Origin of the sequence: Methyloceanibacter sp. (genome assembly GCF_050726195.1) — a bacterium.
GTDB lineage: Bacteria > Pseudomonadota > Alphaproteobacteria > Rhizobiales > Methyloligellaceae > Methyloceanibacter.
In genome coordinates this window covers 86261-102886 of the sequence record NZ_JBOHJC010000002.1, presented here as the reverse complement: position 1 = coordinate 102886, position 16626 = coordinate 86261, and the positions used below count along the sequence as shown (strand labels likewise).

At 64.4% G+C, this 16626-nt stretch carries 27 protein-coding genes and 1 pseudogene; all 28 read left to right on the top strand.

Translation table 11 applies throughout. The annotated features are described in order from the left end of the window. Window positions 1-73: 73 nt before the first annotated feature. The 28 genes and pseudogenes from rpsL to rpsM all read left to right on the top strand — a co-directional run bounded on the left by rpsL (window position 74) and on the right by rpsM (window position 16612). On the top strand, window positions 74-445 hold the full coding sequence (gene rpsL / locus ACRECX_RS01910) for a 30S ribosomal protein S12 (protein WP_431557124.1): 372 nt from the start codon (window positions 74-76) through the stop codon (window positions 443-445). Window positions 446-484: 39 nt separating this feature from the next. Further along, window positions 485-955, top strand: coding sequence for a 30S ribosomal protein S7 (rpsG, locus tag ACRECX_RS01905; RefSeq protein WP_431557123.1), 471 nt, complete (start codon window positions 485-487; stop codon window positions 953-955). A gap of 17 nt (window positions 956-972) precedes the next feature. Then, window positions 973-3048: an elongation factor G gene (fusA, locus tag ACRECX_RS01900; RefSeq protein WP_431557122.1), complete on the top strand. Its 2076-nt coding sequence runs from the start codon at window positions 973-975 to the stop codon at window positions 3046-3048. A gap of 48 nt (window positions 3049-3096) precedes the next feature. Further along, complete coding sequence (tuf, locus tag ACRECX_RS01895; protein WP_431557121.1) at window positions 3097-4287, top strand: elongation factor Tu; 1191 nt, start codon at window positions 3097-3099, stop codon at window positions 4285-4287. 58 nt (window positions 4288-4345) lie between these two features. Next, the gene (gene rpsJ / locus ACRECX_RS01890) at window positions 4346-4654 is read left to right on the top strand and encodes a 30S ribosomal protein S10 (protein WP_069438070.1); all 309 of its coding nucleotides are present in this window, start codon (window positions 4346-4348) and stop codon (window positions 4652-4654) included. Window positions 4655-4688: 34 nt separating this feature from the next. Next, on the top strand, window positions 4689-5453 hold the full coding sequence (rplC, locus tag ACRECX_RS01885; RefSeq protein ID WP_431557120.1) for a 50S ribosomal protein L3: 765 nt from the start codon (window positions 4689-4691) through the stop codon (window positions 5451-5453). After that, entirely contained in the window at window positions 5453-6073 is a 621-nt protein-coding gene (gene rplD, locus ACRECX_RS01880; RefSeq protein WP_431557119.1) for a 50S ribosomal protein L4, read from the top strand. The genes rplC and rplD overlap by 1 nt, the downstream gene beginning before the upstream one ends. Further along, on the top strand, window positions 6070-6363 hold the full coding sequence (locus ACRECX_RS01875) for a 50S ribosomal protein L23 (protein WP_431557118.1): 294 nt from the start codon (window positions 6070-6072) through the stop codon (window positions 6361-6363). The genes rplD and ACRECX_RS01875 overlap by 4 nt, the downstream gene beginning before the upstream one ends. Before the next feature lie 4 nt (window positions 6364-6367). Continuing rightward, window positions 6368-7204, top strand: coding sequence for a 50S ribosomal protein L2 (gene rplB, locus ACRECX_RS01870; protein ID WP_431557117.1), 837 nt, complete (start codon window positions 6368-6370; stop codon window positions 7202-7204). A 6-nt stretch (window positions 7205-7210) separates the two neighbouring features. Then, a complete protein-coding gene (gene rpsS / locus ACRECX_RS01865; RefSeq protein ID WP_431557116.1) occupies window positions 7211-7495 on the top strand; it encodes a 30S ribosomal protein S19 in 285 nt (94 codons plus the stop codon). Beyond that, window positions 7495-7875 carry a 50S ribosomal protein L22 gene (rplV, locus tag ACRECX_RS01860; protein ID WP_431557115.1) on the top strand — a complete coding sequence of 127 codons (381 nt, stop codon included), beginning with the start codon at window positions 7495-7497 and terminating at the stop codon, window positions 7873-7875. The genes rpsS and rplV overlap by 1 nt, the downstream gene beginning before the upstream one ends. Then, window positions 7875-8594 carry a 30S ribosomal protein S3 gene (gene rpsC / locus ACRECX_RS01855; RefSeq protein WP_431557114.1) on the top strand — a complete coding sequence of 240 codons (720 nt, stop codon included), beginning with the start codon at window positions 7875-7877 and terminating at the stop codon, window positions 8592-8594. Before rplV ends, rpsC begins: the two co-directional genes overlap by 1 nt. A gap of 19 nt (window positions 8595-8613) precedes the next feature. Beyond that, the gene (gene rplP, locus ACRECX_RS01850; protein WP_431557113.1) at window positions 8614-9027 is read left to right on the top strand and encodes a 50S ribosomal protein L16; all 414 of its coding nucleotides are present in this window, start codon (window positions 8614-8616) and stop codon (window positions 9025-9027) included. 3 nt (window positions 9028-9030) lie between these two features. Continuing rightward, window positions 9031-9231 carry a 50S ribosomal protein L29 gene (gene rpmC / locus ACRECX_RS01845; protein WP_431557112.1) on the top strand — a complete coding sequence of 67 codons (201 nt, stop codon included), beginning with the start codon at window positions 9031-9033 and terminating at the stop codon, window positions 9229-9231. Between the two features lie 11 nt (window positions 9232-9242). Beyond that, the gene (rpsQ, locus tag ACRECX_RS01840; RefSeq protein WP_431557111.1) at window positions 9243-9488 is read left to right on the top strand and encodes a 30S ribosomal protein S17; all 246 of its coding nucleotides are present in this window, start codon (window positions 9243-9245) and stop codon (window positions 9486-9488) included. Window positions 9489-9533: 45 nt separating this feature from the next. After that, window positions 9534-9902, top strand: a complete 369-nt coding sequence (gene rplN, locus ACRECX_RS01835; RefSeq protein WP_431557110.1) for a 50S ribosomal protein L14 — start codon at window positions 9534-9536, stop codon at window positions 9900-9902. After that, window positions 9903-10223 carry a 50S ribosomal protein L24 gene (rplX, locus tag ACRECX_RS01830; RefSeq protein WP_431557109.1) on the top strand — a complete coding sequence of 107 codons (321 nt, stop codon included), beginning with the start codon at window positions 9903-9905 and terminating at the stop codon, window positions 10221-10223. Continuing rightward, entirely contained in the window at window positions 10216-10773 is a 558-nt protein-coding gene (gene rplE, locus ACRECX_RS01825) for a 50S ribosomal protein L5 (RefSeq protein WP_431557108.1), read from the top strand. Before rplX ends, rplE begins: the two co-directional genes overlap by 8 nt. Window positions 10774-10804: 31 nt before the next feature. Continuing rightward, window positions 10805-11110 carry a 30S ribosomal protein S14 gene (gene rpsN, locus ACRECX_RS01820; protein ID WP_431557107.1) on the top strand — a complete coding sequence of 102 codons (306 nt, stop codon included), beginning with the start codon at window positions 10805-10807 and terminating at the stop codon, window positions 11108-11110. Window positions 11111-11119: 9 nt separating this feature from the next. Beyond that, complete coding sequence (gene rpsH, locus ACRECX_RS01815; RefSeq protein ID WP_431557106.1) at window positions 11120-11518, top strand: 30S ribosomal protein S8; 399 nt, start codon at window positions 11120-11122, stop codon at window positions 11516-11518. Window positions 11519-11546: 28 nt separating this feature from the next. Continuing rightward, complete coding sequence (gene rplF, locus ACRECX_RS01810) at window positions 11547-12080, top strand: 50S ribosomal protein L6 (protein WP_431557105.1); 534 nt, start codon at window positions 11547-11549, stop codon at window positions 12078-12080. Window positions 12081-12092: 12 nt separating this feature from the next. Beyond that, window positions 12093-12455 (top strand): 50S ribosomal protein L18, encoded by a 363-nt coding sequence (rplR, locus tag ACRECX_RS01805; protein WP_431557104.1) that lies wholly within the window; start codon window positions 12093-12095, stop codon window positions 12453-12455. A 12-nt stretch (window positions 12456-12467) separates the two neighbouring features. Then, the gene (gene rpsE, locus ACRECX_RS01800) at window positions 12468-13043 is read left to right on the top strand and encodes a 30S ribosomal protein S5 (protein ID WP_431557103.1); all 576 of its coding nucleotides are present in this window, start codon (window positions 12468-12470) and stop codon (window positions 13041-13043) included. A gap of 27 nt (window positions 13044-13070) precedes the next feature. After that, window positions 13071-13268, top strand: coding sequence for a 50S ribosomal protein L30 (gene rpmD, locus ACRECX_RS01795; protein ID WP_431557102.1), 198 nt, complete (start codon window positions 13071-13073; stop codon window positions 13266-13268). 19 nt (window positions 13269-13287) lie between these two features. Next, window positions 13288-13737, top strand: a pseudogene (gene rplO / locus ACRECX_RS01790) (50S ribosomal protein L15); the annotation flags it as partial. A 329-nt stretch (window positions 13738-14066) separates the two neighbouring features. After that, on the top strand, window positions 14067-15401 hold the full coding sequence (gene secY, locus ACRECX_RS01785; RefSeq protein ID WP_431557101.1) for a preprotein translocase subunit SecY: 1335 nt from the start codon (window positions 14067-14069) through the stop codon (window positions 15399-15401). After that, window positions 15398-16054, top strand: a complete 657-nt coding sequence (locus ACRECX_RS01780) for an adenylate kinase (RefSeq protein WP_431557100.1) — start codon at window positions 15398-15400, stop codon at window positions 16052-16054. Before secY ends, ACRECX_RS01780 begins: the two co-directional genes overlap by 4 nt. Before the next feature lie 189 nt (window positions 16055-16243). After that, window positions 16244-16612 carry a 30S ribosomal protein S13 gene (gene rpsM, locus ACRECX_RS01775; RefSeq protein ID WP_431557099.1) on the top strand — a complete coding sequence of 123 codons (369 nt, stop codon included), beginning with the start codon at window positions 16244-16246 and terminating at the stop codon, window positions 16610-16612. The last annotated feature ends 14 nt before the right edge of the window (window positions 16613-16626 follow it).

Below are 16626 nucleotides of genomic sequence, written 5' to 3'. Positions count from 1 at the left end.
TAGTGATGTGGGCTTTCGCCCTTGAGATAGTTGGGCATTCGCCCTTTGGAATGATTGGACGTTAAAGGCTGCCATGCCGACGATTCAGCAGTTGATCCGCAAGCCGCGCCGCCAGCCGGTGAAGCGGAATAAGGTGCCAGCCATGCAGTCCTGTCCGCAGAAGCGGGGGGTCTGCACGCGCGTCTACACCACGACGCCGAAGAAACCCAACTCCGCCTTGCGGAAGGTGGCTCGCGTCCGGCTCACCAACCAGCTCGAGGTGACGAGCTACATCCCGGGCGAGGGACATAACCTCCAGGAGCACTCCGTGGTGCTGATCAGGGGCGGACGCGTGAAAGACCTTCCCGGCGTGCGCTATCACATCATCCGCGGCGTGCTCGACACCCAAGGCGTCAGCGCCCGCCGGCAGAGGCGTTCGAAATACGGAGCCAAACGACCCAAGTAGCGGGTCGTTTTCGCGTTTTTAGGAAACGGATTAGACCAAATGTCGAGGCGGCATAGAGCGGATAAGCGCGAGATCATCCCCGATCCCAAGTTCGGGGACATCGTGCTCACCAAGTTCATGAACAGCATCATGAAGGAAGGCAAGAAGTCCGCCGCCGAGCGGATCGTCTATGGCGCGCTCGACCAGATGGAGCGCAAGGCCAAGCAGAACCCGATCGAGCTGTTCCATGAGGCGCTGAAGAACGTCATGCCGGCGCTCGAGGTCCGCTCCCGGCGCGTCGGCGGCGCCACCTATCAGGTTCCGGTCGAGGTCAGGCTCGACCGCCGTCAGGCACTCGCCATCCGCTGGATCATCGCCGCGGCGCGCGGGCGCAACGAGAACACCATGGTCGAGCGGCTCTCCGGCGAGCTGCTCGATGCCGTCAACAACCGCGGCACCGCGGTGAAGAAGCGCGAGGATACGCACCGCATGGCGGAAGCCAACCGCGCGTTCTCGCACTACCGCTGGTAACCACCAAGGATTCTACTATGCCTCGCACCACCCCCCTCGCGGACTACCGCAATATCGGGATCATGGCGCATATCGACGCCGGCAAGACCACGACCACCGAGCGTGTGCTCTACTACACCGGCAAGAGCCACAAGATCGGCGAAGTGCATGACGGCGCCGCCACCATGGACTGGATGGAGCAGGAGCAGGAGCGCGGCATCACCATTACGTCCGCCGCGACCACGGCGTTCTGGAAGGACAAGCGCATCAACATCATCGATACGCCCGGCCACGTGGACTTCACCATCGAGGTCGAGCGGTCCTTGCGCGTGCTCGACGGCGCGGTGGCGCTGCTCGACGCCAACCAGGGCGTAGAGCCGCAGACCGAGACGGTATGGCGTCAGGCCGACAAGTATCACGTGCCGCGCATGATTTTCGTCAACAAGATGGACAAGATCGGCGCCGACTTCTTCCTCTGCGTCAAAATGGTCAAAGACCGCCTCGGCGCGAATCCGATCGTGATCCAGTTGCCTTGGGGCGTGGAGTCGAGCTTCGTCGGCGTCATCGACATCGTCCGCATGAAGGCGATCAAGTGGGACGAGGAGTCCTTGGGCGCCAAGTTCCATGAGGAAGACATTCCGGCCGAGTACGCCGCTCAGGCCAAGGAGTATCACGACAAGCTGGTGGAGCAGGCCGTCGAGCTCGACGAGGCCGCGATGGAGGCCTATCTCGAAGGCAGGGAAATTCCCGTCGACAAGCTGAAAGAGCTGATCCGCAAGGGCACGTGCACGCTGCAGTTCTACCCCGTGCTGTGCGGCTCGGCGTTCAAGAACAAGGGCGTGCAGCCGATGCTCGATGCTGTGGTCGATTACCTGCCATCGCCGCTCGACGTGCCGGCGATCAAGGCTATCGACGCCAAGACCGACGAGGAAGTGAGCCGGCTACCGTCCGACGACGCGCCGCTGTCCATGCTTGCCTTCAAGATCATGAACGACCCGTTCGTGGGCTCGCTCACCTTCTGTCGCATCTATTCGGGCAAGGTCGAGTCCGGCCAGACGCTCGCCAACACGGTGAAGGACAAGAAGGAGCGCATCGGCCGCATGCTGCTCATGCACGCCAATCACCGCGAGGACATCAAGGAGGCCTATACGGGCGACATTGTGGCTATTGCCGGCCTCAAGGACGTCACGACCGGCGATACGCTGTGCGATCCGACGAAGCCGGTGATTCTCGAGCGCATGGAGTTCCCCGATCCCGTGATCGAGGTCGCCGTCGAACCCAAGACCAAGGGCGACCAGGAGAAGCTCGGCGTGGCGTTGCACCGTCTCGCCCAGGAAGATCCCTCGTTCCGCGTTTCGGTCGACCACGAGTCGGGCCAGACCATTATCAAAGGCATGGGCGAGCTGCATCTCGATATCATCGTCGATCGCATGCGCCGCGAGTTCAAGGTCGAGGCCAATGTCGGCGCGCCGCAGGTAGCGTATCGCGAGACCGTGTCGAAGAAGGCCGACGTCGACTACACCCACAAGAAGCAAACCGGCGGCTCCGGCCAATTCGCCCGTGTCAAGCTCACCATTGAGCCGAACGAACGAGGCAAGGGCTACGAGTTCGAGAACAAGGTGGTCGGCGGCAACGTCCCCAAGGAGTACGTCCCCGGCGTTGCCAAGGGCGTGCAGAGCGTCGTCGATGCCGGCGTGCTCGCCGGTTTCCCGATCCTCGACGTGAAGGTCACCTTGACTGACGGCGCCTACCACGACGTGGATTCGAGCGTCATGGCGTTCGAGATTGCGTCCCGCGCAGCATTCCGCGAGGGCGCCATGAAGGCCGGGCCCAAACTGCTCGAGCCGATGATGAAGGTCGAGGTGGTGACGCCGGAGGACTATGTCGGCGGCATCATCGGCGATCTCACGAGCCGCCGCGGGCAGGTGCGGGGCCAGGAGAGCCGCGGGAACGCCGCGGTGATCAGCGCCATGGTGCCGCTCGCCAACATGTTCGGCTACGTGAATACGCTGCGTTCGATGAGCCAGGGCCGCGCCCAGTTCACGATGCAGTTCGATCATTACGCGCAAGTGCCACAGGCGGTTGCGGAAGAAGTGCAGGCCAAGTTCGCCTGAGGCAACAGTTGAGAAGTTGGATTTTGGTGAGAAGGATGGAGAGCCAACATGGCTAAGGCAAAATTCGAGCGGACCAAGCCGCATTGCAACATCGGGACCATCGGTCATGTCGATCACGGCAAGACGACGCTGACGGCCGCGATCACCAAAGTGTTGGCCGAGAAGGGCGGTGCAACCTTTACCGCCTACGATCAGATCGACAAGGCGCCGGAGGAGAAGGCGCGCGGCATCACCATCTCGACGGCGCATGTCGAGTACCAGACCGATAAGCGGCACTACGCGCACGTCGATTGTCCCGGTCACGCCGACTATGTGAAGAACATGATCACCGGCGCCGCGCAGATGGACGGCGCCATCCTCGTGGTGTCCGCCGCCGACGGCCCCATGCCGCAGACGCGTGAGCACATCCTCCTCGCCCGTCAGGTCGGCGTTCCGGCGCTCGTGGTCTATCTCAACAAGGTGGACATGGTCGACGATCCCGAGCTGCTCGACCTCGTCGAGCTCGAAGTCCGCGAGCTGCTGTCCAAATACGAGTTCCCCGGCGACGAGATTCCGATCGTCAAGGGCTCGGCGCTCGCCGCGCTCGAGGGCAAGAACGACGAGATCGGCACGGAGTCGATCAACGAGCTGATGGGGGCCGTCGATTCCTATATTCCGCAGCCCGACCGCCCGAAGGACAAGCCGTTCCTGATGCCGATCGAGGACGTGTTCTCGATTTCCGGCCGCGGTACCGTGGTGACCGGCCGTATCGAGCGTGGCATCATCAAGGTCGGCGAGGAGGTGGAGATCGTCGGGATCAAGCCCACGACCAAGACGGTGGTCACCGGCGTCGAGATGTTCCGCAAGCTGCTCGATCAGGGCGAGGCGGGCGACAACGTCGGCTGCCTGCTTCGCGGCGTCGATCGCGAGGCGGTGGAGCGCGGCCAGGTGCTCGCCAAGCCGGGCTCGGTGACCCCGCACACCAAGTTCAAGGCGGAGGCCTACATCCTCACCAAGGAGGAGGGCGGTCGCCACACACCGTTCTTCGGCAACTACCGCCCGCAGTTCTACTTCCGCACGACCGACGTGACCGGCGTCGTGCAGCTGCCGGAGGGCACCGAAATGGTGATGCCTGGTGACAACATCGCCATGACCGTCGAGCTGATCGTGCCGATCGCCATGGAGGAGAAACTCCGCTTCGCCATTCGCGAAGGCGGCCGCACCGTCGGCGCCGGCGTGGTGTCGTCGATCATCGAGTAAAGGAAAATCAGGAGCGCGTCGCGCCAAGCGGCGCGCTCCAAACTTTGAGGCCATCGAGATGCAAAGTCAGAACATAAGAATCAGGCTGAAAGCCTTCGACCATCGCATTCTCGATGCGTCGACCAAGGAAATCGTCAACACGGCGAAGCGTACCGGTGCCGAAGTGCGCGGGCCCATCCCGCTACCGACCCGCATCGAGAAGTTCACCGTGAACCGCTCGCCGCATATCGACAAGAAGAGCCGCGAGCAGTTCGAGATGCGCACGCACAAGCGGCTGCTCGACATCGTCGATCCCACGCCACAGACGGTGGACGCGCTGATGAAACTCGACCTCGCGGCGGGTGTCGACGTCGAGATCAAGCTCTAACGCGGGCGCGGCACGAGGCAAGGAAGCAACTTCGATGCGATCAGGTGTCATCGCGCAAAAGGTCGGCATGACCAGGATCTTCACCGATGCCGGGGAGCATATTCCGGTCACGGTGTTGCGCCTCGACAATTGCCAGGTCGTGGCCCAGCGCACCGCCGAGAAGAACGGCTACACCGCGGTGCAGCTCGGCGCAGGCCGGCCGAAAGTGAAGCGTCTGACCCGCGCCGAGCGCGGCAGCTTCGCCGTGGCCAATGTGGAGCCGAAGCGCAAGCTCGCCGAGTTCCGCGTCAGCCCGGAGAACTTGATCGACGTGGGCGCTGAGATCACCGCCGACCACTTTGTCGAGGGGCAGTACGTGGACGTGTCCGGCACATCGATCGGCAAGGGCTTCGCCGGCGCCATGAAGCGGCACGGTTTCGGCGGCTTACGGGCGAGCCACGGCGTGTCGGTGAGCCATCGCAGTCACGGCTCGACCGGCCAACGCCAGGACCCCGGCAAGGTGTTCAAGGGCAAGAAGATGGCCGGCCATATGGGCGACGTGAACGTCACCACGCAGAATTTGCGGGTGGTGAAGACCGACCCGGAGCGCGGGCTGATCATGATCCGCGGCGCCGTGCCAGGGGCCAAGGGCGGCTGGGTGCTGCTCAGGGATGCGGTGAAGCGCTCGCTGCCGAGCGAGGCGCCGAAGCCAGGCGCGTTCCGCAAGAGCGGCGAAGATCAAAAGGCCAAGTCCGAGGCGGCCGAGGCGTCGGCGCCGGAAGCGCCCGCGGAGCAGGCAGAGGGCGGGGATAAAGAGTGATGAAGGCGGACGTCACAACGCTCGACGCCAAGAAGGCGGGCACCGTGGAGCTCTCGGACGACGTGTTCGGGCTTACGCCCCGCGCCGACATCCTGCAACGCATGGTGCGCTACCAGCTCGCCAAGCGGCGGAGCGGCACGGCGCACGTCAAGGACCGCTCCGAGGTGAACGCCACCACGGCCAAGATGTACCGGCAGAAGGGCACGGGACGGGCGCGTCACGGCAGCAAGAAGGCGCCAATCTTCCGTGGCGGCGGCAAGGCGTTCGGGCCGAAGCCGCGCAGCCACGCCATCGACTTGCCGAAGAAGGTGCGTGCGCTGGCGCTGAAGCACGCGCTGTCGTCCAAGGCCAAGACCGATACTTTGGTCGTGCTCGACTCGTGCGACCTGAAAGAGGCCAAGACCAAGGAGCTGAAAACGCGCTTCGCCAAGCTCGGCTTCGGTTCGGCGCTGATCGTGGACGGCGCGTCGGTGCATGACGGCTTCGCCCGCGCGGTGCGCAACATCCCGCAAATCGATGTGCTGCCGGTGCAGGGCATCAATGTGTACGACATTCTGCGGCACGAGAAGCTCGTGCTGACCAAGGCGGCGCTCGAGGCGCTGGAGGCACGGTTCAAATGAGCGCGCTGTCCCATTACGACGTGATCCTCGCGCCGGTCATCACCGAGAAATCGAGTGCGGCATCGGAGGCGAACCAGGTGATCTTCAAGGTGCGCCGCGACGCGACCAAGCCCGAGATCAAGGCCGCGATCGAGAAGCTGTTCGGCGTCAAGGTGCTTGCCGTGAACACGCTGACCCGCAAGGGCAAGACCAAGCGTTTCCGCGGACTCAAGGGGCGCCAGCAGGACGTGAAGAAAGCGATCGTCAAGCTCGCCGAAGGCGACAAGATCGACGTGACGACGAGGATCTGACGACATGGCGCTCAAGACCTTCAAACCCACCACGCCGAGCCAGCGGCAGCTCGTGCTCGTCGACCGCAGCCACCTGTGGAAAGGCAAACCGGTCAAGGCGCTCACCGAGGGACTGACCAAGTCCGGCGGGCGCAACAATCACGGCCGCGTGTCGGTGTGGCATCGCGGCGGCGGCCACAAGCGCAGCTATCGCCTGGTCGATTTCAAGCGCAGCAAGCTCGGCGTGGCGGCGACGGTGGAGCGGCTGGAGTACGATCCAAACCGCACGGCCTTCATCGCCCTCATCAAGTATGAGGATGGCGAGCTGGCCTACATCCTGGCGCCACAGCGTCTGGCCCCGGGCGACACGGTGATCGCCGACGAGCGGGTCGACGTGAAGCCAGGCAACGCCATGCCGCTCGCCAACATGCCGATCGGCACCATCGTCCACAATGTGGAGATGAAGAAGGGCAAAGGCGGCCAGATCGCCCGCGCGGCGGGCGCCTATGTCCAGCTCGTGGGCCGCGATGCGGGCTACGCGATCCTGCGGCTCAACTCCGGCGAGACGCGCATGGTCCCGGCGGAGTGCATGGCCACGGTCGGAGCCGTGTCCAATCCGGACAATTCCAACGTGTCGATCGGCAAGGCCGGGCGCATGCGTTGGAAGGGGCGGAAGCCCGTGGTGCGCGGCGTGGCCATGAACCCGGTCGACCACCCGCATGGCGGTGGCGAGGGCCGCACCTCCGGCGGCCGCCACCCGGTGACGCCGTGGGGCAAGTCGACCAAGGGCAAGAAGACCCGCCACAACCGGGCGACCGACAAATTCATCCTGCGCAGCCGCCATCAGAAGAAGAAGGGGTAACGAAACGTGGCACGTTCGATTTGGAAAGGTCCGTTCGTCGACGGCTATCTCTTGAAGAAGGCGGAGAAGGCGCGCGGCAGCGGGTCCAATGCCATCATCAAGATGTGGTCGCGCCGCTCGACCATCCTGCCGCAGTTCGTGGGGCTCACCTTCGGCGTCCATAACGGCCAGAAGCACATTCCGGTGCTGGTGACCGAGGACATGGTCGGCCACAAGTTTGGAGAGTTTGCGCCGACGCGGACGTTCCACGGCCATGCCGCCGACCGCAAGGCGAAGAGGGCGAAAGTGTAATGGGCAAGCCGCAACGCGAGCGCACGCTCAAGGACAACGAGGCGAGGGCCGTGACCCGGCTCATTCGCGTGAGCCCGCAGAAGCTCAACCTGCTTGCCCAGCTGATCCGCGGCAAGAAGGTCGACCGCGCGCTCGCCGATCTCACCTTCTCGCGCAAGCGCGTCGCCAAGGACGTGAAGAAGACGCTCGAGTCGGCCATTGCCAACGCCGAGAACAATCACGATCTCGACGTCGATGCGCTGGTCGTGTCCGAGGCCTATGTGGGCAAGAACATCGTGATGAAGCGGCTCCGCGCGCGGGCGCGCGGCCGGGCCGCTCGCATCTTGAAGCCGTTTTCGCAGATGACCGTGGTGGTGCGGCAAGTCGAGGAGTCCGCTTAATGGGACAGAAGGTCAATCCGATCGGGCTTAGGCTCGGCGTCAACCGCACCTGGGATTCGCGCTGGTTCGCCAGCCGCGGCGAGTACGCGCGGCTCCTGCACGAGGACTTGAAGATGCGCGAGCACATTCTCAGCTCGCGCAAGCAGGCCGGCATCTCCAAGGTGGTCATCGAGCGCCCGCACAAGAAGTGCCGGGTCACGGTGTACACCGCGCGTCCGGGCATCCTCATCGGCAAAAAGGGCGCCGACATCGAGAAGCTCCGCCGCGAGCTCGCCGGCATGACGGACTCCGAAGTGCACCTCAACATCGTCGAGGTGCGGAAGCCGGAGATCGACGCCACGTTGGTGGCGGAGGGCATCGCCCAGCAGCTGGAGCGCCGGGTGGCGTTCCGCCGCGCCATGAAGCGGGCGGTGCAGTCGGCGATCCGCATGGGCGCGCTCGGCATCCGCATCAATTGCTCGGGCCGGCTCGGCGGCGCGGAGATCGCACGCATGGAGTGGTACCGCGAGGGTCGCGTGCCGCTGCACACGTTGCGCGCCAATATCGACTACGGCACGGCGCTGGGGCGCACGGCCTACGGCATCATCGGCATCAAGGTGTGGATCTTCAAGGGCGAGATCATGGAGCACGATCCCATGGCCCAGGAGAACAAGGCGCTCGAGGCACAAGAAGGCGGCCGTTCGACCGGGCGCCGCGAACCCGCCCCGGCGCAAGGGTAGGGCGAGGCAAGGCTAAGTCATGCTGCAACCGAAACGCACAAAGTTCCGCAAGGCGCACAAGGGGCGCATCAAGGGCGCCGCCTCGAGCGCGACTGCGCTCAATTTCGGCACGTTCGGGCTGAAGGCGCAGGAGCCTGCGCGCATCACGGCGCGGCAGATCGAGGCCGCGCGGCGGGCCATGACAAGGCAGATGAAGCGCGCGGGGCGCGTGTGGATCAGACTGTTCCCCGACGTGCCGGTGTCGAAGAAGCCGACCGAAGTGCGCATGGGCAAGGGCAAGGGCACGCCGGAGTTCTGGGTGGCCAAGGTGAAGCCGGGCCGCATCATGTTCGAGATCGACGGTGTGACCGAGGCGGTGGCGCGGGAGTCGCTGCGGCTTGGCGCCGCCAAGCTGCCGATCAAGACGCGCGTCGTGGCGCGCATCGAGGGCTAGGCGATGAAAGCGGGCCAGGTGCACGAGATGACGATCGATCAGCTCAACGACGAGTTGGTCAAGTTGAAGAAGGAGCAGTTCAACCTGCGCTTCCAGGCGGCCTCCGGGCAGCTCGAGAACACGGCGCGGGTGAGACAGATCAGGCGCGATATCGCGCGCATCCAGACGGTGGCGCGGGCGAAGAGCGCCGCGGCGAAGGCTTAAAGGTAACAACGATGCCGAAACGAGTTCTGCTTGGGGTGGTGGTGAGCGACAAGAACGACAAGACCGTGGTGGTCAAGGTCGAGCGCCGCTTCACGCATCCCCTGTTCAAGAAGACGGTGCGCCGGTCCAAGAACTATCACGCTCACGACGAGAAGAACGAGTTCAAGGTGGGCGAGAAGGTGTGGATCGAGGAGTGCGCGCCGATCTCGAAACAAAAACGATGGGTGGTGCTGCCGCGCGAGCAGGCAGCGGGCTAGGATTGAAGTGCGGGCCTCGCAAGGGCCCGAGCAAGGGCGGATGCCATGATTCAGATGCAGACCAATCTCGACGTCGCCGATAATTCGGGCGCGAAGCGCGTCCAGTGCATCAAGGTACTCGGCGGCTCGAAGCGGAAATACGCCTCGATCGGCGATACCGTCGTGGTCAGCGTCAAGGAGGCGATCCCGCGCGGCCGCGTCAAGAAGGGGCAGGTGATGAAGGCCGTGATCGTGCGCACCGCCACCGGCGTGCGGCGCCCGGACGGCTCGCTCATCCGCTTCGACCGCAACGCTGCGGTCCTAGTCAACGCGCAAGGCGAGCCGGTTGGCACGCGTATTTTCGGCCCGGTCACGCGCGAGCTTAGGGCGAAGAGGCACATGAAGATCGTGTCGCTCGCGCCGGAGGTTCTGTAGATGCCCAAAGTGAAGCTCAAGAAGGGCGATCACGTCGTGGTGCTCACCGGCAAGGACAAGGGCAAGCGCGGCGAGGTGCTGAAAGTGCTGCCGGCCGAGAACCGCGCCATCGTGCATGGCGTGGCCATGGTACGCCGCCATCAGCGCCAGACGGCGGCGCAGGAGGGCGGCATCATCACCAAGGAAGCGCCGATCCACATTTCCAATCTCGCGATCGAGGATCCTAAGGACGGGAAACCGACTCGCATCGGCTACAAATTTCTAAAGGACGGGCGCAAGGTTCGCTTTGCCAGGCGCTCGGGCGAGGTCATCGATGGCTGAGCAGGCATACATTCCGCGGCTCAAGAAGCACTATCAGGACGTGCTCAAGGGCGAGCTCACCAAGGAGTTCGGCTACGAAAATGTCATGCAGGTGCCGCGCCTCGACAAGGTGGTGCTCAACATGGGCGTCGGCGAAGCCGTGGGCGACTCCAAGAAGGTGCAGGCGGCTGCCGCCGATCTCGGGCTGATCGCCGGCCAGCGTCCGGTCATCACCAAGGCGCGGAAGTCGATCGCGACCTTCAAGCTGCGCGAGGGCATGGCCATCGGCGCCAAAGTCACCTTGCGGAAGGACCGCATGTACGAGTTCGTCGACCGGCTGGTGAATATCGCGCTGCCGCGGGTGCGCGACTTCCGCGGACTGAACCCGAAAAGCTTCGATGGCAGAGGCAATTATGCCATCGGGCTGAAGGAACACATCATCTTCCCCGAGATCGACTACGACAAGGTCGAGGATGTGCTCGGCATGGACATCATCGTGTGCACGACGGCGCGGACCGACGACGAGGCGCGCGCGTTGCTCAAGGGTTTGAATTTTCCGTTCCGCGGCTAGGCGACAGCTTGGGCTGCGACAGGAGGACTGAATGGCTAAGACGAGCATGATCGAGCGGGACAAGAAGCGCCGCCGCCTCGCCAAGAAATTCAAGGTGCGGCGCACGCGGCTGAGGGCGATCGCCTCCGACCGCTCGCTGCCGGCCGAGGAGCGCTTTGCCGCGCGGCTCAAGCTTGCCGAGCTGCCACGCAATTCCTCGCCGACGCGCATCCGCAACCGTTGCGATCTCACCGGGCGCCCGCGCGGCTACTACCGCAAGCTTCGCATGTCGCGCATTGCCTTGCGCGATCTCGGAAGCAGCGGGTTGATCCCCGGTTTGGTCAAGTCGAGCTGGTAAGGACGATCGATGAGCATCAACGATCCTCTAGGCGATATGCTGGCCCGCATCCGCAACGCGCAGATGCGGCACAAGGCCAAGGTGACGACGCCGGCCTCGAAGCTGCGCGAGCACGTTCTCGACGTGCTGGCGGAGGAGGGCTATATCCGCGGTTACGCTAGAGTCGATTACACCGGCGGCAAGTCCGAGTTCGAGATCGAACTCAAATATTTCGACGGCGAGCCCGTCATCAAGGACATCAAACGCGTGTCGACTCCCGGCCGGCGCGTGTATTCCTCGGTGAAGGACCTGCCGACGGTCGCCAACGGCCTCGGCGTCGCCATACTCTCGACGCCGAAGGGCGTCATGTCGGATTCCCGCGCACGCAACGAGAATGTCGGCGGCGAGATTCTCTGCAACGTGTTCTAGCGGCGCTATTGAAGCGAAGGTTTGACCCATGTCGCGCATCGGCAAGAAACCAGTGGCAATTCCCGGCGGCGTCACCGCCGCGGTGGACGGCCAGGAGGTCAAGGTGAAGGGGCCTAAGGGCGAGCTCAAGCATGTGCTCGCCGATCAGGTCATGGCCAAGGCCGACAAGGACGGCATCGAGGTCGCCATGCGCGAGGACACCAAGGATGCGCGCGCCATGTGGGGTATGTCCCGCACGCTCGTCGCCAATCTCGTCACCGGCGTGACCGAGGGCTTCACCAAGAAGCTCGAGATCACCGGCGTCGGCTATCGCGCCGCCGTGCAGGGGCCCAATCTGCAGCTCCAGCTCGGCCACAGCCACGACATCCAATACCCCATTCCGCAAGGCATCCAGGTGCAGTGCCCGAAGCCCACGGAAATCATCGTGACCGGCATCGACAAGCAGAAGGTGGGGCAGGTGGCGGCGGAGATCAGGCGGTTCAGGCCGCCGGAGCCCTACAAGGGCAAAGGCGTGCGCTATGCGGGTGAGTATATCCTCCGCAAGGAAGGCAAGAAGAAGTAGCGGTGAGAGACCATGAGCGCATTGAATGAAAGCTTTGTGCGGCGCTCGCGCCGGGTTCGCCATACGCTGAAGCGGGCGGCGAAGGACCGCGCGCGCCTGTCGGTGTTCCGCTCCTCCAAGCACATCTATGCCCAGGTCATCGACGACCGGGGGGGCAAGACCGTGGCGGCGGCGTCGAGCCTCGACAAGGACCTCAAGGGCTCGTTGCCGAAGGGCAGCGATCTCGCCGCGGCGCAAGCCGTGGGCAAGCTTGTCGCCGAGCGGGCGCTCAAGGCCGGGGTCAAGGACGTCGTGTTCGACCGCGGCGGCTACATTTATCACGGACGCGTCAAGGCGCTCGCAGATGCGGCTCGCGAGGCGGGCCTGAACTTCTAGAGGATCGAGAACATGGATCGCAAAGGGGGCCGAGGCCCGCAAGGACGAGACCGCGACGACCGCGACAGCGAGTTTGTCGACAAGCTCGTGCACATCAATCGCGTGGCCAAGGTGGTCAAGGGCGGACGTCGCTTCGGCTTTGCCGCGCTGGTCGTGGTCGGCGATCAGAAGGGCCGGGTCGGCTTCGGCCACGGCAAGGCGCGCGAGGTGCCGGAGGCCATTCGCAAGGCGACCGAGGCGGCCAAACGCAACTTGGTGAAGGTGCCGCTGCGCGAGGGCCGCACCCTGCACCACGACGTACGGGGCCAGCACGGCGCCGGCCGGGTCATTCTGCGCGCCGCGCCTCCGGGCACCGGCATCATCGCCGGCGGTCCGATGCGCGCCGTGTTCGAGACGCTCGGCATCCAGGACGTGGTGGCGAAGTCGCTCGGCAGCTCCAATCCCTACAACATGGTGCGGGCGACTTTCGATGCGCTGAAGCATGAGGACAGCCCGCGTGGCGTTGCGGCGCGCCGCGGCAAGAAGGTGAGCGAGATCGTATCGCGCCGGAGAGACGGCGCAGGCGACGCCGCCGCCGCCGAGGCGTAAGCCTGCAACGAGCAAGGGTCGAGAGAGATGGCCGACAAGCAGAAGACGATCGTCGTGGAGCAGATTGGCAGCCCAATCCGCCGCCCCGGTATTCAACGCGCGACCCTGATCGGGCTCGGCCTGAACAAGATGCACAAGCGGCGGACCTTGGTCGACAGTCCCCAGGTGCGCGGCATGGTCGCCAAGATCCAGCACCTGGTGCGCATCGTCGAGGACAAGGCTTAAGGCCTAAGGAACGAGTATCATGCGACTGAATGAGATCAGCGACCGGCCGGGCGCGACCAAGGCTAAGAAGCGGCTCGGCCGCGGCCTCGGCTCGGGTCTCGGCAAGACGTCGGGCCGCGGCCAGAAGGGCCAGAAGGCACGCTCCGGCGTCGCCATCAAGGGCTTCGAGGGCGGCCAGATGCCGCTGCACCGCCGCCTGCCGAAGCGCGGCTTCAAAAACATCTTCGCCAAGGACTTCAACGAGGTGAATCTCGGCCGGGTGCAGAGCGCGATCGACGCTGGCAAGCTCGACGCCAAGAGCCCGATCACGGTCGAGGCGCTGCTGGCCGCGGGGGTTATACGGCGCGTGCGCGACGGCGTGCGATTGCTCGGCAAGGGCGAGGTCAAGACGAAGCTCGCCTTCGAGGTCGCCGGCGCCTCGGCAAGCGCGGTCAAGGCGGTCGAGAATGCGGGCGGCACCGTGAAGATCCTTCGCGTCGTGCGCGCTTACGAAAATCACCCGAAGAAACAGCGGCCGCCCAAGGGAAGCAAATGGAAGCTCGGCAAGCGCGAGGGCGACGAGGCGTCCGCCAAGCCGGCCAAGCGCGACGCCGGCGAGGGGGGTGCGGAAAAGCCGGAGAAAAAGGGGAAGGCGACGCACGCCGAATCTGCCGCGGAAAAGCCCGAGAAAAAAGCGAAGACTGAGGGGGGCGAGGCCGGACCCACCAAGGCAAAGCCCGCCAAGAAGGACACGTCCGAGTGAGGCAAGGCGGCCCAAGCTGAGGCCGCCACACCGTCTCGGAGAAGGGAAGAGCGCCGATGGTTTCCGCCGCCGAACAGCTCGTTGCCAATCTCAACTTCGCGGCCTTCGCCAAGGCCGACGAGCTCAAGAAGCGCATCTGGTTCACGCTCGGCGCGCTCATCATCTATCGGCTCGGCACCTATATCCCGATTCCGGGCATCAATCCGGAGGCGCTCGCCGATGTGTTCCGGCAGCAGCAGTCCGGCATCCTCGGCATGTTCAACATGTTCTCGGGCGGAGCGGTCGGGCGCATGGCGATCTTCGCGCTCAACATCATGCCGTACATCTCGGCGTCGATCATCATCCAGCTGCTGACCACCGTCTCCCCTCATCTCGAGCAGCTCAAGAAGGAAGGCGAGCAGGGGCGTCGGCAGATCAACCAATACACGCGCTACGGCACGGTGCTGCTGGCGGCACTGCAAGGCTACGGCATCGCCGTCGGGCTTGAAGGCGCGGGCAACATCGTCACCGAGCCGGGCTGGTTCTTCCGTATTACCACCGTCATCACCCTGGTCGGGGGCACCGTGTTCCTCATGTGGCTCGGCGAGCAGATCACGGCGCGCGGCGTCGGCAACGGCATCTCACTCATCATCTTCGCCGGCATCATCGCCGAGCTGCCCTCGGCGCTGGTCGGCACGCTGGAGCTCGGCCGCCAAGGGGCGCTGTCGACGGCGCTGATCATCGCCCTCATCGTCATGGCGGTCGCCGTGATCGCGTTCATCGTGTTCATGGAGCGGGCGCAGCGGCGGCTTCTGGTGCAATACCCCAAGCGACAAGTGGGCAACCGCATGTTCCAGGGCGATGCCTCGCATCTGCCGCTCAAGCTGAACACCGCCGGTGTCATCCCGCCGATCTTCGCCTCGTCGCTGCTGCTCCTGCCGATCACCGTGGCGAATTTCTCCGCCGGGCAGGGACCCGAATGGCTCCAGACGATTACCGCCATGCTCGGGCGCGGTCAGCCTTTGCACATCTTCATCTATGTAGCGCTGATCGTCTTCTTCGCCTTCTTCTACACGGCGGTGGTGTTCAATCCGAAGGACACGGCCGAGAACCTGAAGAAGTATGGCGGCTTTCTGCCGGGCATCAGGCCGGGCGAGCGCACGGCGGAATATATCGACTATGTGCTCACCCGCATCACCGCGGTCGGCGCGCTCTACCTTGCCGCCGTCTGCGTGCTGCCCGAACTCTTGATTTCCTATTGGGGCGTGCCGTTCTATTTCGGCGGCACCTCGCTCCTCATCGTGGTCAGCGTTACCATGGATACGGTGGCGCAGATCCAGAGCCATCTGCTTGCGCACCAATATGAGGGCCTGATCAAGAGAGCCAAGCTCAGAGGGGCGCGGCGGCGATGAACCTGGTGCTGCTCGGCCCGCCGGGCGCCGGCAAGGGAACCCAGGCGAAGCGGCTCGAGGAACGCCATGCGCTCGTGCAACTTTCCACCGGGGACATGCTGCGGGCGGCGGTCGCCGCCGGCAGCGAGCTCGGGCGCAAGGCGGGCGACATCATGAAGCGGGGCGAGCTCGTCCCCGACGAGGTCGTGACCGGCCTGATAGCCGAGCGCATGGACGCGGACGAGGATGGCAAGGGCTTCATTCTCGACGGCTTTCCCCGCACCATCGGCCAGGCCGAGGCGCTCGACAGGCTGATGCAAGAGCGCGGCAAGCAGGTCGACCGGGTGATCGTCCTCGAGGTCGATGACGATGCGCTCGTCGAGCGCATTACCGGCCGCTCCACCTGCGCTACCTGCGGGGAGGGCTATCACGATCTCTTCAAGCAGCCGAAGGTGCCCGGCGTGTGCGACCGCTGCGGCGGCACGAAGTTCACGCGCCGGCCCGACGACAATGAGGAGGTGGTGCGGGCCCGGCTCAAGGCCTATCACGCTCAAACCACGCCCCTGATCGGCTATTATCAGGGGCAGCGTAAAGTCAGTGCGGTCGACGGCATGGCCGATATAGAAACGGTACAAAAGGAGATAGACGAGGCGCTGGCCGGGGCTTCCGCTTGACGCAAATCGCCCGGAAATTGGGCCGGTTGACCTTGTCAAGCGGAATCGCTACATAACGGCGTCACATTGCTTGATGGACTGACCGGTCCCGGGGGTAGAGCCTGTCCGCGGTCGGTCTCGTTGTGTTCCACTTGGGAATTTCGGCTTAAATTTCAGCACGTTAGCACGTGAGCGCGAGGAGGCGACGACGTGGCCCGAATTGCAGGCGTTAATATCCCGACCAATAAGCGGGTCGAGGTCGCGCTGACCTATATCCACGGTATCGGCGATACCTTCGCCAAGGAAATCTGCACCAAGGTCGCCATCCCGCCGGAGCGGCGGGTGAGCCAACTGACAGAATCGGAGGTCATCCAGATCCGCGAAGTGATCGACCGCGACTATGTCGTGGAGGGCGATCTCAGGCGCGATGTCGCGATGAACATCAAGAGGTTGATGGACCTCGGCTGCTATCGCGGATTACGTCATCGCCGCGGGCTTCCGGTCCATGGTCAGCGCACGCATACCAACGCGCGCACGCGTAAAGGTCCGGCGAAGCCAATCGCCGGCAAGAAGAAGTAGATAACGCAACGCGC

Coding starts and splice junctions, on each gene's coding strand:
- tuf (WP_431557121.1), top strand. CDS start 3,097: ATGGCTAAGGCAAAATTCGAGCGGACCAAGCCGCATTGCAACATCGGG.
- rpsE (WP_431557103.1), top strand. CDS start 12,468: ATGGATCGCAAAGGGGGCCGAGGCCCGCAAGGACGAGACCGCGACGAC.
- rpsJ (WP_069438070.1), top strand. CDS start 4,346: ATGCAAAGTCAGAACATAAGAATCAGGCTGAAAGCCTTCGACCATCGC.
- secY (WP_431557101.1), top strand. CDS start 14,067: ATGGTTTCCGCCGCCGAACAGCTCGTTGCCAATCTCAACTTCGCGGCC.
- rpsC (WP_431557114.1), top strand. CDS start 7,875: ATGGGACAGAAGGTCAATCCGATCGGGCTTAGGCTCGGCGTCAACCGC.
- rpsL (WP_431557124.1), top strand. CDS start 74: ATGCCGACGATTCAGCAGTTGATCCGCAAGCCGCGCCGCCAGCCGGTG.
- rpsQ (WP_431557111.1), top strand. CDS start 9,243: ATGCCGAAACGAGTTCTGCTTGGGGTGGTGGTGAGCGACAAGAACGAC.
- fusA (WP_431557122.1), top strand. CDS start 973: ATGCCTCGCACCACCCCCCTCGCGGACTACCGCAATATCGGGATCATG.
- rplF (WP_431557105.1), top strand. CDS start 11,547: ATGTCGCGCATCGGCAAGAAACCAGTGGCAATTCCCGGCGGCGTCACC.
- rplP (WP_431557113.1), top strand. CDS start 8,614: ATGCTGCAACCGAAACGCACAAAGTTCCGCAAGGCGCACAAGGGGCGC.
- rplN (WP_431557110.1), top strand. CDS start 9,534: ATGATTCAGATGCAGACCAATCTCGACGTCGCCGATAATTCGGGCGCG.
- rpsG (WP_431557123.1), top strand. CDS start 485: ATGTCGAGGCGGCATAGAGCGGATAAGCGCGAGATCATCCCCGATCCC.
- rpmD (WP_431557102.1), top strand. CDS start 13,071: ATGGCCGACAAGCAGAAGACGATCGTCGTGGAGCAGATTGGCAGCCCA.
- ACRECX_RS01875 (WP_431557118.1), top strand. CDS start 6,070: ATGAGCGCGCTGTCCCATTACGACGTGATCCTCGCGCCGGTCATCACC.
- rplC (WP_431557120.1), top strand. CDS start 4,689: ATGCGATCAGGTGTCATCGCGCAAAAGGTCGGCATGACCAGGATCTTC.
- rplX (WP_431557109.1), top strand. CDS start 9,903: ATGCCCAAAGTGAAGCTCAAGAAGGGCGATCACGTCGTGGTGCTCACC.
- rplV (WP_431557115.1), top strand. CDS start 7,495: ATGGGCAAGCCGCAACGCGAGCGCACGCTCAAGGACAACGAGGCGAGG.
- rplD (WP_431557119.1), top strand. CDS start 5,453: ATGAAGGCGGACGTCACAACGCTCGACGCCAAGAAGGCGGGCACCGTG.
- rpsN (WP_431557107.1), top strand. CDS start 10,805: ATGGCTAAGACGAGCATGATCGAGCGGGACAAGAAGCGCCGCCGCCTC.
- rplR (WP_431557104.1), top strand. CDS start 12,093: ATGAGCGCATTGAATGAAAGCTTTGTGCGGCGCTCGCGCCGGGTTCGC.
- rpsH (WP_431557106.1), top strand. CDS start 11,120: ATGAGCATCAACGATCCTCTAGGCGATATGCTGGCCCGCATCCGCAAC.
- ACRECX_RS01780 (WP_431557100.1), top strand. CDS start 15,398: ATGAACCTGGTGCTGCTCGGCCCGCCGGGCGCCGGCAAGGGAACCCAG.
- rpmC (WP_431557112.1), top strand. CDS start 9,031: ATGAAAGCGGGCCAGGTGCACGAGATGACGATCGATCAGCTCAACGAC.
- rplB (WP_431557117.1), top strand. CDS start 6,368: ATGGCGCTCAAGACCTTCAAACCCACCACGCCGAGCCAGCGGCAGCTC.
- rplE (WP_431557108.1), top strand. CDS start 10,216: ATGGCTGAGCAGGCATACATTCCGCGGCTCAAGAAGCACTATCAGGAC.